At 65.0% G+C, this 22,930-nt stretch carries 16 protein-coding genes and 2 pseudogenes; 4 read left to right on the top strand and 14 right to left on the bottom strand.

All coding sequences use genetic code 11. The features are described 5' to 3' along the window. Positions 1-81 precede the first annotated feature (81 nt). The 3 genes from C8K66_RS29785 to C8K66_RS29795 all read left to right on the top strand — a co-directional run bounded on the left by C8K66_RS29785 (position 82) and on the right by C8K66_RS29795 (position 4,564). Complete coding sequence (locus C8K66_RS29785) at positions 82-1,002, top strand: hydrogen peroxide-inducible genes activator (protein ID WP_046381642.1); 921 nt, start codon at positions 82-84, stop codon at positions 1,000-1,002. An 8-nt stretch (positions 1,003-1,010) separates the two neighbouring features. After that, positions 1,011-3,086: an ATP-dependent DNA helicase RecG gene (gene recG, locus C8K66_RS29790; RefSeq protein ID WP_017846067.1), complete on the top strand. Its 2,076-nt coding sequence runs from the start codon at positions 1,011-1,013 to the stop codon at positions 3,084-3,086. Positions 3,087-3,163: 77 nt separating this feature from the next. Further along, positions 3,164-4,564: an aminoacyl-tRNA deacylase and HDOD domain-containing protein gene (locus tag C8K66_RS29795; RefSeq protein WP_057004017.1), complete on the top strand. Its 1,401-nt coding sequence runs from the start codon at positions 3,164-3,166 to the stop codon at positions 4,562-4,564. 108 nt (positions 4,565-4,672) lie between these two features. Here C8K66_RS29795 and C8K66_RS29800 read toward each other — a convergent pair. Next, a pseudogene (locus C8K66_RS29800) lies at positions 4,673-4,786 on the bottom strand (helicase); the annotation flags it as partial. Between the two features lie 11 nt (positions 4,787-4,797). Between C8K66_RS29800 and C8K66_RS29805 the strand changes: the two are divergent. Beyond that, positions 4,798-5,019: pseudogene (locus tag C8K66_RS29805) on the top strand (histidine kinase); the annotation flags it as partial. A gap of 108 nt (positions 5,020-5,127) precedes the next feature. On the opposite strand, the gene C8K66_RS29810 reads toward C8K66_RS29805, so the two are convergent. From C8K66_RS29810 to tagH, 13 genes are all read right to left on the bottom strand, one after another. Continuing rightward, positions 5,128-5,502: a hypothetical protein gene (locus C8K66_RS29810; RefSeq protein WP_046385148.1), complete on the bottom strand. Its 375-nt coding sequence runs from the start codon at positions 5,500-5,502 to the stop codon at positions 5,128-5,130. 124 nt (positions 5,503-5,626) lie between these two features. After that, positions 5,627-6,556 carry a type VI secretion system-associated lipoprotein TagQ gene (gene tagQ, locus C8K66_RS29815; RefSeq protein ID WP_108526673.1) on the bottom strand — a complete coding sequence of 310 codons (930 nt, stop codon included), beginning with the start codon at positions 6,554-6,556 and terminating at the stop codon, positions 5,627-5,629. An 84-nt stretch (positions 6,557-6,640) separates the two neighbouring features. After that, complete coding sequence (locus C8K66_RS29820) at positions 6,641-8,353, bottom strand: SUMF1/EgtB/PvdO family nonheme iron enzyme (protein ID WP_046381640.1); 1,713 nt, start codon at positions 8,351-8,353, stop codon at positions 6,641-6,643. Beyond that, on the bottom strand, positions 8,346-9,530 hold the full coding sequence (locus C8K66_RS29825; protein ID WP_108526674.1) for an ABC transporter permease: 1,185 nt from the start codon (positions 9,528-9,530) through the stop codon (positions 8,346-8,348). Before C8K66_RS29825 ends, C8K66_RS29820 begins: the two co-directional genes overlap by 8 nt. Continuing rightward, positions 9,530-10,234, bottom strand: a complete 705-nt coding sequence (locus C8K66_RS29830; protein WP_046381638.1) for an ABC transporter ATP-binding protein — start codon at positions 10,232-10,234, stop codon at positions 9,530-9,532. The genes C8K66_RS29825 and C8K66_RS29830 overlap by 1 nt, the downstream gene beginning before the upstream one ends. Continuing rightward, a complete protein-coding gene (locus C8K66_RS29835) occupies positions 10,234-13,203 on the bottom strand; it encodes a serine/threonine-protein kinase (RefSeq protein ID WP_108526675.1) in 2,970 nt (989 codons plus the stop codon). Before C8K66_RS29835 ends, C8K66_RS29830 begins: the two co-directional genes overlap by 1 nt. Beyond that, on the bottom strand, positions 13,200-13,919 hold the full coding sequence (locus tag C8K66_RS29840) for a PP2C family serine/threonine-protein phosphatase (RefSeq protein ID WP_046381636.1): 720 nt from the start codon (positions 13,917-13,919) through the stop codon (positions 13,200-13,202). The genes C8K66_RS29835 and C8K66_RS29840 overlap by 4 nt, the downstream gene beginning before the upstream one ends. Next, positions 13,920-14,573: a type VI secretion system-associated protein TagF gene (gene tagF, locus C8K66_RS29845; RefSeq protein WP_017849971.1), complete on the bottom strand. Its 654-nt coding sequence runs from the start codon at positions 14,571-14,573 to the stop codon at positions 13,920-13,922. Beyond that, positions 14,570-18,070, bottom strand: a complete 3,501-nt coding sequence (gene tssM, locus C8K66_RS29850) for a type VI secretion system membrane subunit TssM (RefSeq protein WP_046381635.1) — start codon at positions 18,068-18,070, stop codon at positions 14,570-14,572. Before tssM ends, tagF begins: the two co-directional genes overlap by 4 nt. Continuing rightward, positions 18,067-19,356, bottom strand: coding sequence for a DotU family type VI secretion system protein (locus C8K66_RS29855; RefSeq protein WP_046488985.1), 1,290 nt, complete (start codon positions 19,354-19,356; stop codon positions 18,067-18,069). The genes tssM and C8K66_RS29855 overlap by 4 nt, the downstream gene beginning before the upstream one ends. Positions 19,357-19,362: 6 nt before the next feature. Next, the gene (gene tssK / locus C8K66_RS29860) at positions 19,363-20,697 is read right to left on the bottom strand and encodes a type VI secretion system baseplate subunit TssK (RefSeq protein ID WP_108526676.1); all 1,335 of its coding nucleotides are present in this window, start codon (positions 20,695-20,697) and stop codon (positions 19,363-19,365) included. A gap of 18 nt (positions 20,698-20,715) precedes the next feature. Then, entirely contained in the window at positions 20,716-21,228 is a 513-nt protein-coding gene (gene tssJ, locus C8K66_RS29865) for a type VI secretion system lipoprotein TssJ (RefSeq protein ID WP_046381633.1), read from the bottom strand. Between the two features lie 52 nt (positions 21,229-21,280). Beyond that, positions 21,281-22,615 carry a type VI secretion system-associated FHA domain protein TagH gene (tagH, locus tag C8K66_RS29870; protein WP_108526677.1) on the bottom strand — a complete coding sequence of 445 codons (1,335 nt, stop codon included), beginning with the start codon at positions 22,613-22,615 and terminating at the stop codon, positions 21,281-21,283. Positions 22,616-22,930: the final 315 nt, after the last annotated feature.

The following is a 22,930-nucleotide window of genomic DNA, read 5'->3' on the forward strand; positions in this document are numbered from 1 at the left end:
CAATCCTTATCAAAGTTCTGATAACGTGTGTCTATCGATTGCAGCCGGTATGCTTGGCTCGCAACCTCATGGACGCCCGCTATGACTCTTACAGAATTACGCTACATCGTGACCCTCGCCCAAGAACAACACTTCGGCCACGCGGCCGAGCGTTGCCACGTCAGCCAGCCGACGCTGTCGGTGGGCGTGAAAAAGCTTGAAGACGAACTCGGTGTGCTGATTTTCGAGCGCAGCAAAAGCGCCGTGCGCCTGACCCCGGTTGGTGAAGGCATCGTTGCCCAGGCCCAAAAGGTCCTGGAGCAAGCCCAAAGCATTCGCGAACTGGCCCAGGCCGGCAAAAACCAGCTGACCGCGCCGCTGAAAGTCGGCGCCATCTACACCGTCGGCCCGTACCTGTTCCCGCACCTGATTCCGCAACTGCACCGCGTCGCGCCGCAGATGCCGCTGTATATCGAAGAAAACTTCACCCACGTGCTGCGCGACAAACTGCGCAACGGCGAGTTGGACGCGATCATCATCGCCCTGCCGTTCAACGAGGCCGACGTGCTGACCCTGCCGCTCTACGACGAGCCGTTCTACGTGCTGATGCCGGCCTCGCACCCGTGGACGCAGAAAGACAGCATCGACGCCGGCCTGCTCAACGACAAGAGCCTGCTGCTGCTCGGTGAAGGCCATTGCTTCCGCGACCAGGTGCTGGAAGCCTGCCCGACCCTGACCAAGGGCCACGACGGCGCCAAACACACCACCGTGGAATCCAGCTCCCTGGAAACCATTCGCCACATGGTCGCCTCCGGCCTGGGCATTTCGATCCTGCCGCTGTCGGCGGTGGACAGCCATCACTACGCCCCGGGCGTGATCGCCGTGCGCCCGCTCACGCCGCCGGTGCCGTTCCGCACCGTGGCGATCGCCTGGCGCGCCAGCTTCCCGCGGCCCAAAGCCATTGAGATCCTGGCCGACTCGATCCGCCTGTGTTCGGTGGCCAAACCGCCTGCTGCGAGCTGAGCCACTGTATGACTGAGCTGTCGCAGGTGTCGGTGACGGCACTCAAGGGTGTCGGCGAAGCCATGGCTGAGAAGTTGGCCAAGGTCGGCCTGGAGAACCTTCAGGACGTGCTGTTCCACCTGCCTCTGCGCTATCAGGACCGCACCCGCGTGGTGCCCATCGGTCATTTGCGCCCTGGGCAGGACGCGGTGATCGAAGGCACCGTCAGCGGCGCCGACGTGGTGATGGGCAAGCGCCGCAGCCTGGTGGTGCGCCTGCAGGATGGCACCGGCGGCCTGAGCCTGCGCTTCTACCATTTCAGCAACGCGCAGAAGGAAGGCCTCAAGCGCGGCACCCGCGTGCGCTGTTACGGCGAAGCACGCCCCGGCGCCTCGGGCCTGGAGATCTACCATCCGGAATACCGCGCCATTACGGGCGACGAGCCGCCGCCGGTCGACACCACCCTGACGCCGATCTACCCGCTGACCGAAGGCCTCACCCAACAACGCCTGCGCCAACTGTGCCAGCAGACCCTGACGATGCTCGGCCCGAAAAGCCTGCCCGATTGGCTGCCCGTGGAGCTGGCCCGCGACTATCAACTGGCGCCGCTGGACGATGCGATCCGCTACCTGCATCACCCACCGGCCGACGCGGACGTGGACGAACTGGCCCTCGGTCATCACTGGGCGCAGCACCGCCTGGCCTTCGAAGAACTGCTGACCCACCAACTGTCCCAGCAACGCCTGCGCGAGAGCATGCGCTCCCTGCGCGCCCCGGCGATGCCCAAGGCCACGCGCCTGCCCGCGCAGTACCTGGCGAACCTCGGCTTTGCGCCGACCGGTGCCCAACAGCGCGTGGGCAATGAAATCGCCTACGACCTCAGCCAGCCCGAACCCATGCTGCGCCTGATCCAGGGCGACGTCGGCGCGGGCAAGACCGTGGTCGCCGCCCTCGCCGCCCTGCAGGCACTCGAAGCCGGTTACCAGGTGGCACTGATGGCACCCACCGAGATTCTCGCCGAGCAGCACTTCATCACCTTCAAGCGCTGGCTCGAACCGCTGGGCCTGGAAGTGGCGTGGCTGGCGGGCAAACTCAAAGGCAAAAACCGCACAACCGCGCTGGAGCAGATCGCCAGCGGCGCACCGATGGTGGTGGGCACCCATGCGCTGTTCCAGGACGAAGTGCAGTTCAAGAACCTTGCGCTGGTGATCATCGACGAACAGCATCGCTTCGGCGTGCAACAGCGCCTGGCCCTACGCCAGAAAGGCGCGGGCGGGCGCATGAGCCCGCACCAATTGATCATGACCGCCACGCCGATCCCACGCACCCTGGCCATGAGCGCCTACGCCGACCTCGACACCTCGATCCTCGACGAACTGCCGCCCGGCCGCACCCCGGTCAATACCGTGCTGGTCACCGACTCCCGGCGCGTGGAAGTCATCGAGCGCGTGCGCGGCGCCTGCGCCGAAGGCCGCCAGGCGTATTGGGTATGCACGCTGATTGAAGAGTCCGAAGAGCTGACCTGCCAGGCCGCCGAAACCACTTACGAAGACCTCACCAGCGCCTTGGGCGAACTCAAGGTCGGGCTGATCCACGGGCGCATGAAACCGGCGGAAAAAGCCGCGGTGATGGCGCAATTCAAGGCCGGCGACCTGCAACTGCTGGTGGCCACCACGGTGATCGAGGTCGGGGTGGACGTGCCCAACGCCAGCCTGATGATCATCGAAAACCCCGAGCGCCTGGGCCTGGCGCAACTGCACCAGCTACGTGGCCGCGTCGGCCGGGGCAGCGCGGCCAGCCACTGCGTGCTGCTGTATCATCCGCCGCTGTCGCAGATCGGCCGTCAACGCCTGGGCATCATGCGTGAGACCAACGACGGTTTTGTCATCGCCGAAAAAGACCTCGAACTGCGCGGCCCCGGCGAGATGCTCGGCACCCGCCAGACCGGCCTGCTGCAATTCAAGGTCGCCGACCTGATGCGCGACGCCGACCTGCTGCCGGCAGTGCGCGATGCGGCCCAGGCCCTGCTCGAGCGTTGGCCGGATCACGTCAGCCCGCTGCTGGATCGCTGGCTCAGGCATGGGCAGCAATACGGCCAAGTGTGACGCCTGTTTCACTTATCCGACCAACATTTGTATCAAGCTGGTTATACTCCAAAGACTGTACGAATTTGGATCAGGCCATGTCAGAAGTTGCCCACGCCGCCGCACCACTGACCGCCCCGCCGGTTATTCGGGCGCTGCTCGCGAAACTCTCCATCAGCTACACGGAAGTCGCCGAACATCCGGGCCTGAACCCTGCGCGAAAGATCCAGGCGGTGCTGCTGGAAGATGCGGTGGGCGCGCTCATGGTGCTGTTCCCGCAGAACCAGTTGCTCGACCTCAACCGCCTGACCGAACTCACCGGCCGCCGCCTGACATCGGTGTCGCCGGAACGTATCGAACGCATGCTCGGCAAGCACGACCTCAGCCTGCTGCCCGGCCTGCCGGCGCTGACCAGCTCACCTTGCCTGTATGAAGGCAGCCTGCTCGATGAGTCGAGCCTGCTGGTTCACTCGGGCGAAGCCGGTTTGCTGCTGGAGATCGCCAGCGTCGACTTCAAGACCATGCTGACCAAGGCCAGCGCCGCTCAATTCGGCGAGCCGCTGAGCAACATCCGGCCCAACCTCGACCGGCCCCATGATGACCGCGAGGAAATCACCCAGGCCATGCAGGCGTTCACGGCCCGGCGCATCCAGCAACGCCTGGAAGCGACCATCGAGATTCCGCCGCTGGCCGACACTGCGCAGAAAATCATCAAACTGCGCGTCGACCCCAACGCCACCATCGACGACATCACCGGCGTGGTCGAAACCGACCCGGCGCTGGCCGCCCAGGTGGTCAGTTGGGCCGCCTCGCCCTATTACGCCTCGCCGGGCAAGATCCGCTCGGTGGAAGACGCCATCGTGCGGGTGCTGGGCTTCGACCTGGTGATCAACCTGGCGCTGGGCCTGGCCCTGGGCAAAACCCTGAGCCTGCCCAAGGACCACCCGCACCAGGCCACGCCGTACTGGCACCAGTCGATCTACACCGCCGCCGTCATCGAAGGCCTGACCCGCGCCATGCCGCGCGCGCAACGCCCGGAAGCCGGCCTGACCTACCTGGCCGGTCTGCTGCACAACTTCGGTTACCTGCTGCTGGCCCACGTGTTTCCGCCGCACTTCTCGCTGATCTGCCGACACCTGGAGGTCAACCCGCACCTGTGCCACAGCTATGTGGAGCAGCATTTGCTGGGTATCAGCCGCGAACAGATCGGCGCCTGGCTGATGCGCTACTGGGACATGCCGGACGAACTGTCCACCGCCCTGCGCTTCCAGCACGACCCGTCCTACGACGGCCAATACGCCGAGTACCCCAACCTGGTGTGCCTGGCCGTGCGCCTGCTGCGCAGCCGGGGCATCGGCTCCGGGCCGCACGAAACCATTCCCGACGAGCTGCTTGAACGTTTGGGCTTGAGCCGTGACAAGGCTGAAGAAGTCGTGGCCAAGGTGCTGGATGCCGAGGTGCTGTTGCGCGAATTGGCCTCGCAGTTCAGCCAGGGCTGAATCGGTAGCTTGTTAGATCGCTATCGGGGGCAAGCCCCCTCCCACATTTTGATCTGCGAACACGGTCAAGTGTAGGAGGGGGCTTGCCCCCGATGAATCCACCTCGGTCTACTTCTTTTTCTTCGGCTTCAAATACTTGGTCAAGCCCTGGAACCAGATCACCAGCGCCGGGTTGCCCTTGATCTGGATCGACTTGTCCTGAATCCCCGTCATGAACGCCAGGTCTTTGTCACCCAACCTACGACGGCCAATACGCCGAGTACCCCAACCTGGTATGCCTGGCCGTGCGCCTGCTGCGCAGCCGGGGCATCGGCTCCGGGCCGCACGAAACCATCCCCGACGAGCTGCTTGAGCGCCTGGGCTTGAGCCGTGACAAGGCTGAAGAAGTCGTGGCCAAGGTGCTGGATGCCGAGGTGCTGTTGCGCGAATTGGCCTCGCAGTTCAGCCAGGGCTGAATCGGTAGCTTGTTAGATCGCTATCGGGGGCAAGCCCCCTCCCACATTTTGATCTGCGAACACAGTCAAGTGTGGGAGGGGGCTTGCCCCCGATGAATCCACCTCGGTCTACTGCTTTTTCTTCGGCTTCAAATACTTGGTCAAGCCCTGGAACCAGATCACCAGCGCCGGGTTGCCCTTGATCTGGATCGACTTGTCCTGAATCCCCGTCATGAACGCCAGTTGCTTGTTCTTCGCCTGCATCGTGGCGAAGCCATAGGCGGCGTCTTTAAAGGCAATGGCGAAGGCCGGCGCAGGGTGGACACCCGAGCGGCTGGTGATGCGCTGGTCTTTGACGATGAAGTGACGGGCAACCTTGCCGTCGAGGGTCTGCAACTGGAACGCCAGGTCTTTGTCACCCAACTGCTGCTGGAACGCAGGGTTGGTGCGGCTGGCTTTGCCCATCATCAGGCCCAGTACCCAGAGGAGAAGACGAAATTTCATGCACACGGCCTCGGTGTAATTATTGAGTGGCCGCAGCAGTGTAACGAATTGCCGAAAGAACGCCACCGATCTCGCGCTTTAGCCGGAGATCGGTTGGCGTTTACCGCTTATAGCAACAACTTGCTTATACGTTAGGGCACGGTACCGGCGCCCAGTCGGCCAGGTTCGGATCGCGGCAAGTGCCTTCGATCTGTGCTTTACCGGCGCTGGCGACCTTCTTGCTTTCATCTTGCTTGGTCTGGGCAGTCTGGAAGGTTCTTTCGGTGGCGACCGCTTCTTTCGGCACCACAGGCAGCGGCGGACGCTTGGTCACGACTTTGCTGGGCAACTTACCTTTCTTGGCCGGTACGACCGCCGGAGTGGCATCCGCTGTCGCCACGGTGACTACGTCGTTGCGCTGCACGCCCACCTGTTGCAGGTCTTTCTCGTAAGCCTGGGTGTAGTTGTTCAGGTCTTCGCTGGCCTTGCCGTTGACCGCGACGATCAGGTCATTGGATTCCTTCAGGCCGGAGACGATTTCCGCCAGGCGCTTGCGGCCTTCGGTGTCGTTGACGGTCTTGGCTTTACGGTCGGCCACCAGCTTGGTGAACGCGCTCTGGTAGCACTGCTGGGAGGCCTTGGCGTAGGCGGTGCTGCGGTCGATGTCGGAGGCGCTTTTATTGACGTCGGCTGCGTAGGAGCCAATACGCTGGTTGTCATCGGCGATCTGCTTCTGACGCTCGGTGTAGTAACCCGCCGCGCCGCCAGCCAGGGCGCCGCCCGCGGCACCGATTGCGGCGTTACGGCCGCGCTTCTCGGAGTCGCCGGTCAGGGCGCCGAGCAATGCACCGCCAGCAGCGCCGATGGCCGCGCCGGTGACGACCGACTTGGTCATGTCCGAATCGGTCGCGCGCAGGTGCTGCACCGGCTCGTAGCAGTTCGGGTAGTACTCGACCTTAGTGCTCGACGCGACCTTGGACGTCGGCGACGTGGCACAACCAGTCAACACGGTGCTGAAACCGGCTGCGATCAGCAGCAAGTGACGCTTGGAAACCGCCTTACGGGAAAAAAGCATAGGTGTGTTCTCTTTTAAGTTTGACTTGCCCAGCACGGCCCACCGCCGCCTGAGTCCCTTCCAAGCTCGCTCTATAGCCAGCGATCAAGACCGCTGACCACTGGCTGCGAGCAATTCCTTCAAGATCGTTGCCGGGTCGGCCCGCTGTTGCTTTCGGTAGTTGCCGACATGGCGAACGAACAGTGTCGCGCGCGTCACCAGGCTTTTGCCGAGCACTGGCTTGCGATCCAACTCTTCCTTGATCCGTTGAAACTGCGCCTGGATCACCGCATCGGTGTAACGCGTGCCGGTGGCCAGGTTGTCGATATAGATCGCCACTGCGCCGTCGAGGGCGCTGCGCCCGTTGGCAATGGCTGCGGCAAACAGCTGCGCGCTGGCCTCGTCCTTGGCGTCCACGGCCTGCTGGCGGCTCTTCTGCAGATTGGTCAGGCGGATGTTGTAGTTATTGATGGTCTCGGCCACCAACGCCGCCGACTGAATCAGGTTGCCCGCCGCTTCTTCGCGTTGCTGGGCGATCAGCGAGACGTTGCGCTTGAGCTCTTCGTTGACCAGCCCCAGCTCGGCTTGCAGGCGTGGGTCGACGCTGGCGGCGATGATGCTGTCCAGGCGCTTGGTCGGGTCCTGGGCGTCATCGATGGCATCGGTCAGCGAGGCCAGGCGGCCTTCTTTCTGCCACTGCGCGAACAGCTCCTTGTAGCGCGAACGCGGTGCCGACAGCGCGCCGATCGCCACGCGAAAACCGGTGGTCTCGTTGCTTTGCTCGGTGCCGTCGGCGGCGAACAACGGGTACTCGCGGCGCATGCCGGTGAACAGCGTGCCTTCGCCCTCCAGGTAATTGCCGCCCTTGACCACAAAGCCGCCATAGGCGCCCTGGCGACGCCCGGCGTGTACCAGCTGGAAGGATTCCTGGACCATTTCCGCCGCGTTGCCGATCACATCGAACAGGCCGATCGGGTTGGGCAATTTGGTGCCGATGGGCATCAGCCGCGCGGCCTGGCCGGTGCCGCCGGCGACTTGGTTGAACACCGCCCAATCGGCCAGCGGGCCGTCGCTTTCGCTGCCTTCGATGCGCCGCGGGAACAGGCGCCCTTCCAAGTCCTGGCGGCTCACGGCCTGGGCCCCGCGTGCGGCGAACTCCCATTCCACTTCGGTGGGCAGGCGCACAAAACCCAGGCCGCCGTCGTCCGCCGAAGCACCACGCCCGCTCACCGGCAGCAACTCGCGGTGGTATTTCATCAGCCAGGCGCTGTACACCGCCGAGAAGCGTTCGGCTTCAAAGCGCGACAGCTTGACCTTGGGCAAACGCCCGGCCATGCCGCTGGGCGCATCGCACGCGGGCGCCGGTTCGCCACTGGCCAGCGATTGCGCCTGGGACATCACCAGGGCGTATTGGCGCGCGGTCACTTCGTACTTGCCGATGAAGTAGAGCATCGGCTTGAGCGGGGTCTTGGCGTCGGTCTTCGGCATCAAGGGCGTGATGACGTTGTTCCAGTCTTTCGGCAGGTCCTTGAGGCTGAACTGGCCGTTGATGAAGTCGCGGCGATAGCCGGAAATGAACGACTGCTGATAGCCCGCTTCGCCTTCGGCAAAGGGGTAGCCGAGGCTGATCTCGCGGTCGTCCAACGTGCCTTGGGCCAGCACATAGACGTAACGGAACACCATGTTGCCTTCGCACGGCAGCGGCAGGCTGACGTCGTCCGGCAACGGCTTGGGGTTGTCGAGCTTATCGCTTGCCTCATCGGCCCACGCCAACGAGGCGAGGCTCAGCGCCAAGGCGGCGCCCAGTAACTTATACATCTCGGATTCCTTCAGAAGCCTGGATACGCGCCACGCGCCAACCGCCACACGCTGCCGCCACGGCGCTGACGCCGAGCACAGCCACCAGGGCCAGGCCGTAATGACGCGCCAGCAGGTGGCTGGCGTGTTCGCCCGGCACCTGCACGAATAATTGATTCAAGCCCGCCTCGGCCAGGCCATACAAACCCGCACTGAACACGGCGGCCAAGCCGGCGCTGTAGAGCGCCTGCAGCACCACAAACAGCAACAGCGCGGCGGTGGAAAAGCCCAACAGACGCAACACCGACAACTCCCTGCGCTTGCGCGCCACGGCGGCCAGCGCCCCGGCGAAGATCGCCGCGAACGCCCCCGCCAAGGCCAACCCGGCGATGATCCAGAACACGATCGACAGGTTGCGGCTCAACGACTGCACCTGGGCGATGCTCAATGCCTGGGTCGCCACCAACAGATTCTGCCCGGCGAAAAACACCCGCAGCGGCTCCACATCGGTGAGGTTGCGCGCATACAGGCGAAACGCCGGATACACCCGCTGCTCGCCCGCGCCGACCGCGTCGCCGTCCCAGCCCAGCGCTGGCACGGCACGGCCGTCGCGGTAGTCTTCCACCGCTTCCAGCAGGCTCAATTCAGCAAACAGGCCGTCGCGGGCGAAGGCTTCCAGCGGCAGTACCGCGAGCACCTGCAAACGCGTGCGCCGGGTTTCGACGCGCCCCGCGACCTGGCGCGCAAAGCCGGTTTCCAGCCAATCCCCGGGCCGCGCCGCGAGCTTCTCGGCGGCGGTGTGGCTCAGCACGATCTGCGCCAGGCCCTGGGGCACTGGCAAACCGTTGAGCAGTGGATCGCCCGGCGCGGTCGGCAGCATTTCCAGGGTCAATGTGCCCACCTGCGCGGTCGCCGCGATCTGCCGCGTGCGCGGGATGGCGAACGCCACGTCGCCGCGCTGGCCCAACTGCTCGACAAAGGCGCGGTTGAATCGACCACCGCCCAACGGAATAATTTCACGGGTGGCCGGGTCGTTCTCCAGGCGTTCGGTCAGACTGCTGACCAGCCCGAACTTCAGGCCGAACAACACCAGCAACGGCGCGACGACGGCGACCAGCGCCAGCACCGCGCAGGCCGACAGCCACGCATCGTTGCGGTAATCCTGCCAAGCCAGGGAAGCCACCAGGCCGAGGCGCATCAGCACACCTCCCCGAGGGTGGCGGTGATGCCGCCATCAGTGTCGCGACGGCAAGCGATACGGCGCACCTGCAAGCCGCTGGCGCGAGCCAGGGGTTCGTCATGGGTGGCGATCACGCAAGCGGCGCGGTGTTCGCGAGCGCGGGCCAACAGCGCCTGCATCACCCGTTCGGCGTTAAGCGGGTCGAGGGACGCGGTCGGCTCATCGGCCAAGACCAATTGCGGCGCATGGGCCAGGGCGCGGGCGCAGCTCACGCGCTGGCGTTGGCCGACCGACAGCGCCGCCGGCTTCTTGGCCAGTTGATCGCTGATTTCCAATTGCTCGGCCAGGCGCGCCACGCTGCCATCGTCCTTCAACCCCAGCAGTTGCCGGGATAAGGCGATATTGCTGCGCACATCGAGAAAGCCCAGCAAGCCGCCGGTTTGCAGGACATAACCGAGGTGCCGGCTGCGCAGCTCGGCCAGGGCGGTCTGCCGATCGGCGCGCCACAACCCGCCGATATCGGTCTGATTGAATTCGAAGCGGTCCACCTGATCCGGCGCGAGCACCAGGGCCAGCAGGTCGAGCAAGGTGCTTTTGCCGCACCCGCTCGGCCCGACAATCGCCACTTGCTCCCCCGCGCGCAGGTGCAACGCCGGAATCACCAGGCTATAGCGCTGGGCGCCGACGCCCCGGCTCTTGTGTACCGCGTTCAGGTTCAGCATTACGGCAGCGTCGACAACGGGACGCGGTACAACGCATCGCCCGGCTCGGCAGCGCCGAAACGGACCCAGTTGGCCAGGTCATTGTGGAAGGTTTCATAGAGGCGGATCTTCGAATCCAGCTCGTCGATAAAGTCTTCCTGCTCGGCCACGCTCAACGACAGCCACAGGTCCTGGGTCATGTTCAGCGACTTGCTGCGGTATGGCAGGCCTTCCAGGTATTCGCCGAGAATGCCGCCATCGGCCAGGTTGCCGCCCTTGCGCAGGGCCTGCGGGTCGCGGCTCATATAGGCCGAGGCGCTGGCGATTTCCTGGAAGAAGTCTTTGGGCGAGGTCTGGGTTTTGCGGGCGGCGTCGACGATCAGTTTCAGCGACTGCTGCAGGTCGTTGAGCTGCAATTTGGTCAACATCACGCACACCTGGAACGCCGGCAGCGCCGGGTTGGTCAGGTCGCGGTCGGCGGTCCAGGCGCTGACCAGTTGCGGCGCCTGGCTCGCGGCTTTGCGCCCGAGGAAGTCCATGTGCATGGCGTAGCCGATGGCGGCGGATTTATCCGCCAGGCTTGGCGCGGCGCTCAGCAAGGGCAGCGGCTGCGGCGTGTCATTGCGTACCTGATGCACCAGGTTGGCGAACACCGTGCCGATCTCATCGACGCGCTCGCCCAGCTTGCGTACATCGCCACCCGGCACCTTCGTATACAGGTCGCCGATCTGCGGGTTGGCGTCGGCGGTGAGGATGCGGTACTGGCTTTCGGCGCCGGCGTGGGTTTTCTTGCCGGCGTCGGTGCGCAGGTGCAGGGCGTAGATCTTGATCTGCTTGCCCAGCGCCGCCTGGCGCACTTCGGCTTCGTTCATCTGGGTGGCGGCAAACGGGTCGTTCTTGCGCAGCGCGCCAGCGTCGGTGACCAGCAGGATGATACGGCCGCCGTAGCCGGACCAGTCCATGCCTTCGACAGCCTGCATCACTCCGGCAAACGCGTCCTCGTTGAAAGAGTGACTGGACACGGTCGACGCCTTGACCCCGCGCGCCAGGTCGAGGAAGCGCTGCGGGTCGCGGCCCTGGTCGAGGGTGATCAGGGTCTTGGCCACGTATTCCAGGCCCGGGGTTTTCTTGATGCTGTTGCGAAAACCCACCAGGCCGAAGCTGACGCTGTCCAACTCGCCGCGTTCGGCGATACGGGTTTGCAGCTCGTGGACCACATCGCGGATCTGGTCGATATACGGCTGCATCGACACGGTGGTGTCGACCACCAGCACTACCGCCGTGCGGAAGGCATCGGCATTGGCGTTGATCAGCGCGGTCGCGGGCTTGGCGACCGCGCTGCTGCCAGGGTCGATGGACGCGACGTTGAGCAACTGCACCGGCTGGCCGTTGTCGTCGAAGCTCTCTTTGGAATCGAAGATCGGCAGCAGGTAGAACTGGTTCTGCGGCACCGCGCTGGCGGCCGGCTCCAGGGCCAGCACCTGGCCGTTGTCGTCGCGGTTGTTCTGCGCCTTGGCCAGCACGCCTTTGGCAGCGGCGGGGTCGGCCAGCAGCTTTTCCACTTCGCCGGATTGGCGCAGGAACATCACCGGTGCCCGGCCGGAGCGTTCGGTGAACTTGAGCACCAGGCTTTGCTTCCAGTCGCTGACCTGGGCGGCCGGCAACCAACCGTCGCTGCGCCCATCGGTGGCGGCGCCGACGCGCAGCCATGGGCTGCCGTCGACGTCCTTGCGCTGATACACATAGAGCACGGAAAACGCCGGCAGAGCTTTGCCTGGCGCGCTGCCGGCAGCGCTGGCGAGTTTCGCGCCGGGTTTGCTGAGCACGCGCTGGAACAGGGTTTTCTTGCCCGCCATCAGCAAGGGCCGTTGACCGCCGTCCACTTCGGCAACCGCCACCGGTGGCGTCACCTTGGGCACTGCCGCAGCCGGTGGCTTGGCAGGCTGATCACTGCCGCTCAACCACCAGTAACCCGCGCCACCTATGGCCAAGGCAACCGCCACCGCCACGGCGGCCAACGCCAACACCGGCCCACGGCGCTGCTCGGACACCGTGTGCCGCGGGGTTGGCGGCACCACCGGCTGGCGCGCCGGTTGCGGCTTGTCGGTCGGGATCTCGATGGATTGCGGAGTGATGCCGGCCAGATCGAAACTCAGCGGAATCGGCAACGGCCGCACCTGCGTGGCGTCCGGCGACTCGGTCGGCAGTTGATCCAGCGCCAGCAGCAACGCCGCCGCATCCGGGAAGCGCTCATTCGGGTCCTTGGCCAACAGTTTGCGCAGCACGTCCTGATAACGCCCGTGATGCAGCGGCAGTTCCGGCAGCGGCTCGGTCAGGTGGGCCAAGGCCGTGGAGAGCGCGTCGGTGCCGTTATAAGGCAGCTTGCCGACGAGGATTTCATAGAGCACCACGCCCAGCGCATACAGGTCTGCGCGGCCATCGATTTCCTGGCCACGCGCCTGTTCCGGGCTCATGTAGCTCGGCGTGCCCACGGCGAAACCGGCCTGGGTGAACTGGGTGCGGTCGTCCAGGGATTTGGCGATGCCAAAGTCCGACAGCACGGCGGTGCCGTCGGCGCGGAACAGAATGTTCGCTGGCTTGACGTCGCGGTGGACCAACCCCTGCGCATGGGCATAACCCAGCGCCGAAGCGATCTGGCGGATCAGCGTGAGGCCCTGCTCCGGAGTGAGGCCGGCGGCGATGCGCTCCTTGAGCGTGCCGTTGGGCAGGTACTCCATGGCCATGTAATACAGCTCGCCGACATTGCCGATGTCATGGATGGTCACCGTGTGCGGGTGCGACAGCCGCGCCAGGGTCTTGCCTTCGCGCAGGAAGCGCTCGCAGAAACTCGGGTCCGCCGCCAGCGCCGCCGCCATCACCTTGAGCGCGACCTTGCGCTCCAGCGAGCGCTGGGTCGCCAGGTACACGCTGGCCATGGCGCCTTCGCCGATCTCGCCTTCGATGTCGTAGCCCGGGATCACGATGTTCATGCCGATACCTTCACGACGATGGCGGTGATGTTGTCCGGTGCGCCGCGGTTCAGCCCCAGGTGGACCAGGCTGCGCACGATTTCATCCGGGGCGTCATGGCTGAGCACTTCACGGATCTCGTGGTCCTCGACGGTCTTGTTCAGGCCATCGCTGCACAGCAGGTAACTGTCGCCGGGGGCGATCAGCAGGTCGACCACCGCCAGTTCCAGTTGGGCTTCCACACCGATGGCGCGGGTGACGATGTTGGCGCGCGGATGCACGCGGGCATCGGCCTCGCTGAGCAGGCCGCTGTCTTGCAGGTCTTGCACGTAACTGTGGTCGCGCGAAATGCCGTCGAGCACGCCGTCGCGCAGGCGATACAGGCGACTGTCGCCGGCCCACAGGCACACGCCGCGCAAGCCGCGTGCGGCGAACACCACCACGGTGCTGCCCATCATGGTCACGCCACGGTTGGCGGTTTCTTCACGCACGGCCGCGTTGATGCGGATCAGGTCGTTGCGCAAGGCCGCCGAGTATTCCTCGAGGGAACGCCCCAGCGGCACACTGCGCAGGCTGTCGACGATCAGGCTGCTGACGTAATCCCCCGCGGCGTGCCCGCCCATGCCGTCGGCCACCACCCACAGGCGATTCTCGGGCAGGTCCAGGCACGCGTCTTCATTGACCTGGCGAACCATGCCCACATGGCTTTTGCTCGCGGATTTGTACGTCGACCCCATCTACATCACACCTTCTTGTCCGAGCAAAAACTGCGCAAAATCGCTGGTGGCGGGCAGGCCCTGACACCGCAATAAACCAGGGGAAATCGTCTGCGAACCACGCCCCCACCACAGGCTGGCGCCTTCGCAGGCCTGTTCGGCGAGTGCGGTCATGCGCGCATGGGGTTCCGTGGCGGCTACCCGCTGCAGCCCGGCGAAACGGCTGTCCACCGCGCGCGGTTCCGTCGCCGGCAAGCCCAGGCAGTCGAGGCCGGCGTTGAAATTTTCGAAGGTGGCACCGGCATCCAGGGTGCCGAGCAACAGCTCTTCGGCCTCTTCAAACCAGCGGTCCGGGCCGCCCACCAGGGACGCCGGATTGGTGTCGTGATCGAGCAACGCGACCACGGCCAGCGGAAAATACCGCCCGACCCGGTCGATGCTCGGCATCACCACGCCCGCCGCCGCGTTCGGCCCGCACACGCCGGGCGCCAGCACAAAGCGCCACAGCGGGCTGACCAGATACACGTTGAGCCAACCGGCGCCGAGGCTGTGTTGACTGGCGAGCAGGCCCGCCGCCAGCCAGCTGTCCCACGGGCCGATAAAACTCTGCGGCAAGGCGCGGCTGACAAAATCGCCGCGACTGGCCAACTTGCCGTAGAAGCCCAACGTCGTCATAACCGCTCCGGCAGGCTGAAGCCACTGAGCACGCGGCTCTTGAACGGGTTGAAGGCGCTGTTGGCACGCAATTCGTAGGCGATGCTCGCACCGTCGACCCGCAGGCGCAGGTTGAAGCGGTCCGGCGCATTGCCGGGCGTGAGGTCCGATTGTTCCAGCAGGCGGAACCAGGCCCACGGGCCGTCCAGGGTCACGCCGGAACGACCGCTGGCCGACGGCGGCATGATCGAAATACGCACCACGCCAATGCTGCCGGGGTTCGGCCATTGCATCGCCACCGGGCGGCTCGGGCCGTGGTCGTAGCTCAATTGCTGGCCGTCGAGGTCGAGCAGGAACTGGGTGATGCTGGCGTCCATCGCCACCGGCTTGAGCTCGAAACGCACGATCGGCTGAGTACCGCCTGAGCGAAAGAACGCATCGCGGATCGTCGCCGCGCGCTGGAAGGTTTGCAGCACACCCGGCGCAATCCCGAGTTTCTGCGCCGCGCCCGGCTGCCAGCGCCAGGTCTGTGCGGAGGTATCGACGTAGGGCTGCAGGTATTTGCGGAAGTAGTTATCCATCACCCCGCCCACGCCGAAGAACTGGCCGAAATCATCCAGGGTGGCGTCACGGGCGCTGCCCGGCGACATCGGATAACGCCCGGCCAGGGACTGGCGATACACGTTCACCACTTCGCTGACCCAGGCCGCGTTCAGCTGGTTGCGCACGCCGCCCATCATGCTGTTGGTGGTCGAGTTGACCACCGACTTGACCATGCCCTGCACCAGCGGCGGCTGGCGCTCGGCGTTCAGGCTGACCCGCGTGGCCGCCGCTGCCGCCTGGTTCTTGGCCTCACCGAGCAAGGCATCGCCGCTGGCGCCGACCATGGCGCTGACTTGCACGTACAGCGCGTTCATATCCGCCAGCAGGCCGTCGATGGCCGCCGGCTCGCCTTCGTTCTTGCTGACGATGCTGTTGAGCTCGGCGAAGTGCGCGGTCACCGGGTCGTCCGCAGCAGCCGGCGCATCCGCGTTCGGTTGCGCCTGGCCGAGCAGGTTGCCCAGGCGTTCCTTGAGCTTGTCCACGCCGCCTTCGACCGGCACGCCCTTGGCCGCCAACTGGCGTTCCTCTGCCTGCAAGTCGGTTTCCCTGGCCACCGCCACCAGCAGTTTTTTCAGCGGCGAGGTCGGCCCGGAAATCACCCGCAACACGTCCGCCGCCTGGGCCACGCTGGTGATCGGCACAAAGTCGATGTCGGCAAGCAACGCATCCCACTGACGCTGGTAGTCCTGGAAGTACAGACGGCGCACGTCGGCGGCCAGGCTGACCACGTTCTGCTGGTCGGCCTGCTCATGGCCGAGCACCCATTGCTCTTCGGCCAGGGTGCCGGTCTGGTTCAGGCTGCTCAGCAGGAACGCCTGGCGATAGCCCTTGGCGGTGAAGAAACCACTCAGCGGCTCGCCCAACGGCTTGCCGCTTTTGCGGCTGAACACCAATGCGGCGTCGCGACCGGCGGCTTCGTTGAGGCGGAAGTCTGGAATGCCGTCGGGCAGTTTCTGGCGTTTGACCCGGTCATACACGCGCTGGGCCACCGGCAGTTGTTGCAACTGCCGACGCAGGTCGTCGATCAAGCGCGCATCGAGGCGTGCGCTCGGCGGGTGACGTTCGAACAACGCCTGCAAGTGTTCGGCCAGCGCCTGGCGCTGATCGGCGGGCAGGTCGCGCGGCAGGTTGCGGTCCCAGTCGAGGGCGATCCAGGCCTTGATGAAGTCCGCGTCGTAATGCTCGGTGTCGGCGAGCATCAGGTAAGCCTTGAGGCCTTCGTAGAGGAAGTCGGAGTTACCGCCGCCGTGCAGTTGCTCCTCGATGCGCGTCACCAGGCGCGGCGCGAAGACGGCGATCAACAGCTTGCGATAGACGCTGGCGGATTCGGCTTCGAGCATATCGCCCTGATACAGGCCCAGGCCCTCGGACCAACTTGGCGAATCCCCGGCGAGGTGTTTCACCGCGTTGAGCAACGGCAACACGGCGAGCACTTCGCGCTGTGCCGGGCTGAGGTTCTGTACGGCCTGGCCCAGGGGCGCGACCTTCTGGTCGACCTGGGCGATATACGCCTGGTTGGCGCGATAACTGACCCACCACAGGCTGCTGACCACGATCACCAGCGCCACGGTGGCCGCGAGCACGCCGCGTGCGATCCATTTGCGCCGCCGCTCGACCTGCGGGTTGACGCCCACCAGCCCGCGCTCGGCAAAGGCGACCGCGCTGAACAGTTTCTCGATGAAATAACTGCGCCCGCTGCCGCTCTGGCGTGCCAGGTGCTGGCGGTCCAGGTTCATGCTCTGGGCCATGGTGCCGATCAAGCGATCGATCGGGCTGCCTTCCTGGGTGCCGCTGGTGAAATACACGCCGCGCAGCAAGACGCGCTCTTCAAAGGCGTTGGGTTTGAACACGCCTTCGAGGAAGCTTTGCAGGCAATCTTTCAATGCACCGAACTGCTGCGGGAAGCCGTAGATCAGGTCGCGCCGCGCCGGGTCGCGTTCCTGTTGCAGGCGTTCGACCAGGCGTTCGTTGAGGCGCTGTTCGAGGCCGGCGAATTCGCTTTGCAGGTGCGCCAGGGGGCTGTCGCTGTGCTTGCCGTCGTCCAGGGCAAAGGTCATGCCCCACACCTGGGCGCGTTCTTCCTTGCTCAGGTTGTCGAAGAACTCCATGAAGCCCGGCACCAGGTCGAGCTTGGTCAGCATCAGGTAGATCGGGAAACGCACGCCCAGCTGGGTGTACAGCTCCTGGATACGCAGGCGAATCGCCGCCGCGTGGGCAGCGCGTTCGGCTTCGCTGCCCAGCAGCAGGTCCGACAGGCTGATGGCGATAAAGGCGCCATCGATCGGGCGGCGCGAGCGCTGCTTTTTCAACAGGTCGAGGAAGCCCAGCCAGGCGGCTTTGTCCACCGGGGAGTTGCTGTCCTGGGTGGTGTAGCGGCCGGCGGTATCGAGCAATACGGCCTGGTCGGTAAACCACCAGTCGCAGTTGCGCGTGCCGCCGACGCCCCGCACCGCCCCGGCGCCCAATTGGGCAGCCAGCGGGAAATGCAGCCCGGAATTGACCAGCGCGGTGGTCTTGCCCGAACCCGGCGGGCCGATGATCACGTACCACGGCAGCTCGTAGAGGTTGCGCCGCTCATCCCCGCCGAGCTTGGCTTTTTTCAGCAGGGCCAGGGCTTCGTCCATGCGCTGGCGCAGGCTGGTGAGTTCTTCGGCGGTGGCGACGCTGTTGGGGTCGGCCGGGGTTTGCGCGGCCAGGCTGCGCATCACTTCGGCGGCCTGGCGACGGGCCTGGAGGATGCGGAACACACGGTAGGCGAGCCAGGCCGCAAACAGCAGGACGATCAGCGCCCAGCGCCGCCCTTCGGGCACCAGCACGTCGAGCAGGGGCCCGACAAACCAGATGATCAAGCTCAGGGCGATCAGGCCCAGCAACGGGATCACCCAGCGAATCATGAAACTGAAAAACGCCTTCACTCGACGCCCTCCGCGAGTACGGTGATTTCAACCCGACGATTGCGGGCACGGCCTTCGGTGGTGGCGTTGGTCGCCACCGGCTCGGTGTCGCTTCTGCCCTCGGCACTGAAGCGATCGCCCTGGCCGGTCTTGGCCGCGAGGATCTCCAGCACCGACTTGGCCCGCGCTTCGGACAAGGCCCAGTTGGACGGGAAGCGCAGCGTGGCAATCGGGCGGTTGTCGCTGTGCCCGGTGACGCGCACCTGGCCCTTGACCTTGCGGATCGCGTCGGCGATGCGCAGCATCAGCGGCTGGTAGTCGTCGACGATGCTGGAGCTGGCCGACGCAAAGAGCTCATCACCGCGGATCGTCACGACGGAACGGTCGACCTTGTCTTCCACCGCGACGCGCCCGGCCTTGATGTCTTCCACCAGAAAACCGGCCAGGCGCGGGCGCTCGATCACTTTCGGCTGCGCCACGGGGCGGTCGATGGCCTGCACCGGGATCTCGCCCAGGGCATGGATATTCTTGAACACCGGCTCGGCGTCTGCGGCCAGCTTCAGGCGCAGGCCGAACAGCAACGCCAGCAGCAGCGCCAGGCCGATGGCCACGGCGATCCACGGCGGCATGAACTGCGCCAGGCGATCGCGCGCCACGGTCACGCCGCGCCAGTGCGGCGACAGCTCGCGCTCGTGGTCGCCCCGGGCGCTGCGAATCGCCGCGGCGGTACGTTCACGCAGGGCTTCCAACTGGCTGCGACCATCGTTCATCACGCGGTAGCGGCCTTCGAAACCCAGGCACATGCACAGGTACAACAGTTCCAGCAGGTACAAGCGCTCGCGCGGGCTTTGCAGGCAATGGTCGAGTAGCTGGAAGACCTTTTCGCCGCCCCAGGCTTCGTTGTGAACGGTGATCAGCAGGCTCTGCTTGCCCCAATCGCTGGTGCTGCCCCACGGCGTGCTCAACACCGCCTCATCCAGTGCGGTACACAGGGCGTAACGCGCCAGCAGCACTTCGTTGCGCGCCACGCCAGCAGCTTCGGCGCGCTCTTCGAACTGGCGCAGATAGGCCAGCAACTGCGCACGCAAACTGGCCGGCGCCGGGTGGGCGATGGTGTTGCGCAGGCGTGTCAGCAAGGCCAGCAGCGGGCCGGCGGCGCTTTCCAGCGGGTTCAGGCCGTGGCTTTTGCCGGTCAGGATCGGCGCGGCCGGCATCGACAGCGGCGCCGGTTCGGCACGCACGGGTTCGGGCGCACGGCCACCCGGGCGCGGCATGAACTGGGTGCGGTCATCATCATTGGGGTGCATCGCGGATTATCCTCGGATCGCCCAGAAGGCCAGGTTCAAGCCCGGGAACTGCCCGGCGATATGGAAGGCGAAGCCGCCGGAATTGCTCAACTGCTGCCAGTGCTCGCTGCCCCGGTCCAGCTCGTAATAGGTCGAGCCTGCGTGGTACGGCAGTTGGCGCGGCGCCACCGGCAACGGCAGCAGGCCAATGCCGGGCAGTTGCAGGTTGACCAGGTCGCGAATGTGCTCCACCGAGCCGACTTTGCTCTGCTGGCCGAAGCGCGCGCGCAGGGTCTCGCCGGGCACATCGGCGCGTACCACGAGGATGAAACTGGCGCTGTCGATCAGGGTTTTGTCGGCGAGCATGGCCACGTGGATGCCGTAGGCTTTCTCGACGATCGGGATCGGCGTGGCCTTGCTGTCGATCAACATCGACAGCGCTTCACGCAGGGCCTGCATCACCGGGGCAAAACTCAAGGCCAGGTCGTCGTGCTGGTACTGCGGGTATTCCTGGGGGCGCCGGCCGCTGGTGGAGAAGGTAGCGAACTCACCGGCCAGGCTGACCAGTTCGCTGAACAACCGCTCCGGGTGCAGCGGGCTCAGTTGGCTGAGGTGCTGGATCAGCGGCTGGGCACGGTTGACCAGTTGCAACAGCATGAAGTCGGCAATCTCCGACGCGCCGCCCGCGCCCGAGGCGACCACACGCCCGGCCAGGGCTTCGCCGCGCTGGTGCAGCAGGCCGAGCAGTTCGCTGCGAAACGCGGTCAGCGGTTTGCTCGCGGCCACATCGAGGACTGGCGGGATGTAGCTGTCGTCGAGGACCAGCGCACGGTCGGCGCGTTTTTCCTTGATGCGTACCAGGCCGATCGCGGCGTAATCGCTGATGCCGTCCTGCGCGGTCAACAGGCGCAGCGCACGGGAGCCGACGGCCACCGGGGCGCGATTCTCGAACGGTGCGTTGTCGTCACGCACTTCGCGCACCTGGCTCACGTAGCGGGCGGCGCCAAGCGCTTCGCCGTCGTCGACGGTGTCGCGGGCCCCTGCGCGCTTGAGCGGCAAGGCCAGGTAGACGAGGCCGTCACGCAGGCTGTCGTCGATATTCAGCGGGCTGGGCGCCAAGTCATCCTGGGGGATATTGAACGGCGTGCCGTCGGGCAGCAGGCCGCGTGCCGACACAATCGCCAGCTTGCCCTGGGCCAGCAGGCCCTGATCGATCAGCAGCTCGGAAAACCCCCAGGCCCCGGCCGACAACGGGCGACTGCGGGCGTCGATCAGGTTTTCCAGGTAACGGTCATGCTGCTGGAAGTGCTGCGTTCCGATGAACATGCCTTCCGACCAGACCACGCGATTGTTCCAGGACATGGGGGCTCCGATTGCTTGTTATTGGGCTGGGCTGGATGGGGAAACCACGACGTCCGCACGCACGGCGCGCACATCGAGGCTGATCTGGTATTCGGTGTATTGGCGCGGCGGCACGTTGAGCACCGTGCGCCATTGCGCGCGGTCCAGCTCGCGGTAGCCCACCAACAGGCCGATCTGGCGGGTGGACGGGTCGAGGTCGCGCTGGATGCTCAACTGCTGGCCGGGCTGCACCATCACTTCGTCCTGGTCCAGCAGGTCGAGACCGAGGGTGGATTGCGCACGGTCAGCCAGGGCGAAGTAATCCGAACGGCCGAAGGTGGCGGCGTTTTTCAGTTCGAAAATCCGCACCCGCACCGGGGCGGCCTGGCCGTTGGCGCCGGGGTTGAGCCCGGCAATCGCGTGAAAGTGCAACTCGACGGCAGCGCTGTTCGCTTCAACCTCGGCGGCGCTGGCCTGGGGTTCGGCGACATCCTTGGTACACGCCGCCAGCATCAGCAGGCTGGCCACTGCGAGTAAAAACCTGGGAATCATCCTTCGTCCTCAATGACGTACTTAGCTTTCCGTTTTATCCATGCGTTGCGGCTCAGCGACGCTGGCGTGCGCTGTGCTCTTCGTAGGCTCGGCTGAATTCGCGGCCGAACAGGTCCTGGAAATCTTCCTGGGCCTCGCGGGAAATATTGCTGTAGAGCTCGGTGAACTGCTGCCAGTACTGGGCCTGGCGCGAGCCGCTGAACAGGCTCGACAGCCCGCCGGGCTTGCCCATGCGTTCTTCCAGCTGCGCCGGTTCGAAGCGGCTGAGCAGGTGTTTGATCGCCGCTTCCACACCGGCCATCACCGCCAATTGGTGAGCGCGCAGGTCGTCGAAACTGTCGCGCACTGCAATGTCCGGTGCCATAAACGCTTGGTTGCCATGACGCAGCAGCAGCTGTAGCGCTTCGTCGGCATTCGGGGCGAATTTCAACGGATTGTTTTCCGCGGGCTGGATCATCGTCTGCTGCATGCGGAATTCGCCCTTGAGGCTGGCGCGGGCACGCAACACGTCGATCAGGCCTTCGACCATCAGCCGGTAGCTGCGGCCGATGCTTTCCATCTGGGCTTCGGCCTGGGCCTTGTCCAGGCGCAATGGGTCCAGGCCGGCGCCGCGCAGGAAGGCGTGCAAAAGATCGGGTTGCTGGGCGGCGGCCACCGGGAGCACAGGCTCGACCACAGGTGGCGGCGCGATCACCGGCGCAGGCGGTGGCGGTGGCGGTGCGCTGACCACCGGCGCCGGTGTGTCGCCAAACAGGTCCCAATCCTCAGGGATGACCGAGCCCGACGCGGCAGGCGGCTCGACCACCGGCACCGGCACGGCCACCGGGGTCGGCGGGCGGAAGTCGTGTTGCTCGGACGGCACATGATCGGCCACGGTCGGCGGCGGCACGGCGGTCGGGCTGAGAAAATCGAAGAGGTCCGGCAAGGTGTCCATCGACGACGCGCCCTGGAACTGCGGCGCGATCACTGGCGTGGCTACCGGCTTGCTGGCGACGGCGCCCATCAGCGCTTCAAAACTGTTCGGGGAATCCCCGGCAAACGCCTGGCTATCCACGGCCTGTACGTTGAAATCGATGCGCGCCTGGATTTCGTAATCACCGATGCGGATCAGCTCGCCATCCTGCAACGGCTCGCTATTACCCCGGCGCAGACGGATGCCGGCGTTAACCAACTCCACACCGTTTGTACTGTTATCGGTTAAATAATAACGACCATCTTTGTATTGAATTACGCAATGTTTCGAGGACACCAGACGCTCAGGATCAGGCAATACCCAGTCATTATCCGAGCTGCGGCCGATAGCCATCGAGCCCTGGTTCAAGGACTTTTCGGCACACTGCCCAGGGGTAATCTTGTGATAACTAGTGATAGTCAAACACAGCGACATCTTGCCTCCTTGCTGATACTTCGCGCGCAATCGATTCCCGGCGAGCGCCTTTCCCGAGAGATCGCGCCAGGCGACGCAAACCACGGTCATAATCTGCTTTTTGCCAGCATGATCGCAGATCTTAACTGGCCTCAATGACAAAAACCCTATCGTGGAACACCACTCGACTCACCAGTCGCGCAGGTTGTTAAGTACCGCACATCTGTCACAGAGGGCGAATAGCTTACCTTGACAAGCCATAACTACTACACCAAAAATGCACAACTTCTTGAATACCAGTGATGGCACATTAGTGGCGCCACACGTATATGACCA

Origin of the sequence: Pseudomonas sp. GV105, assembly GCF_003058185.1 — a bacterium.
Classification (GTDB): domain Bacteria; phylum Pseudomonadota; class Gammaproteobacteria; order Pseudomonadales; family Pseudomonadaceae; genus Aquipseudomonas; species Aquipseudomonas veronii.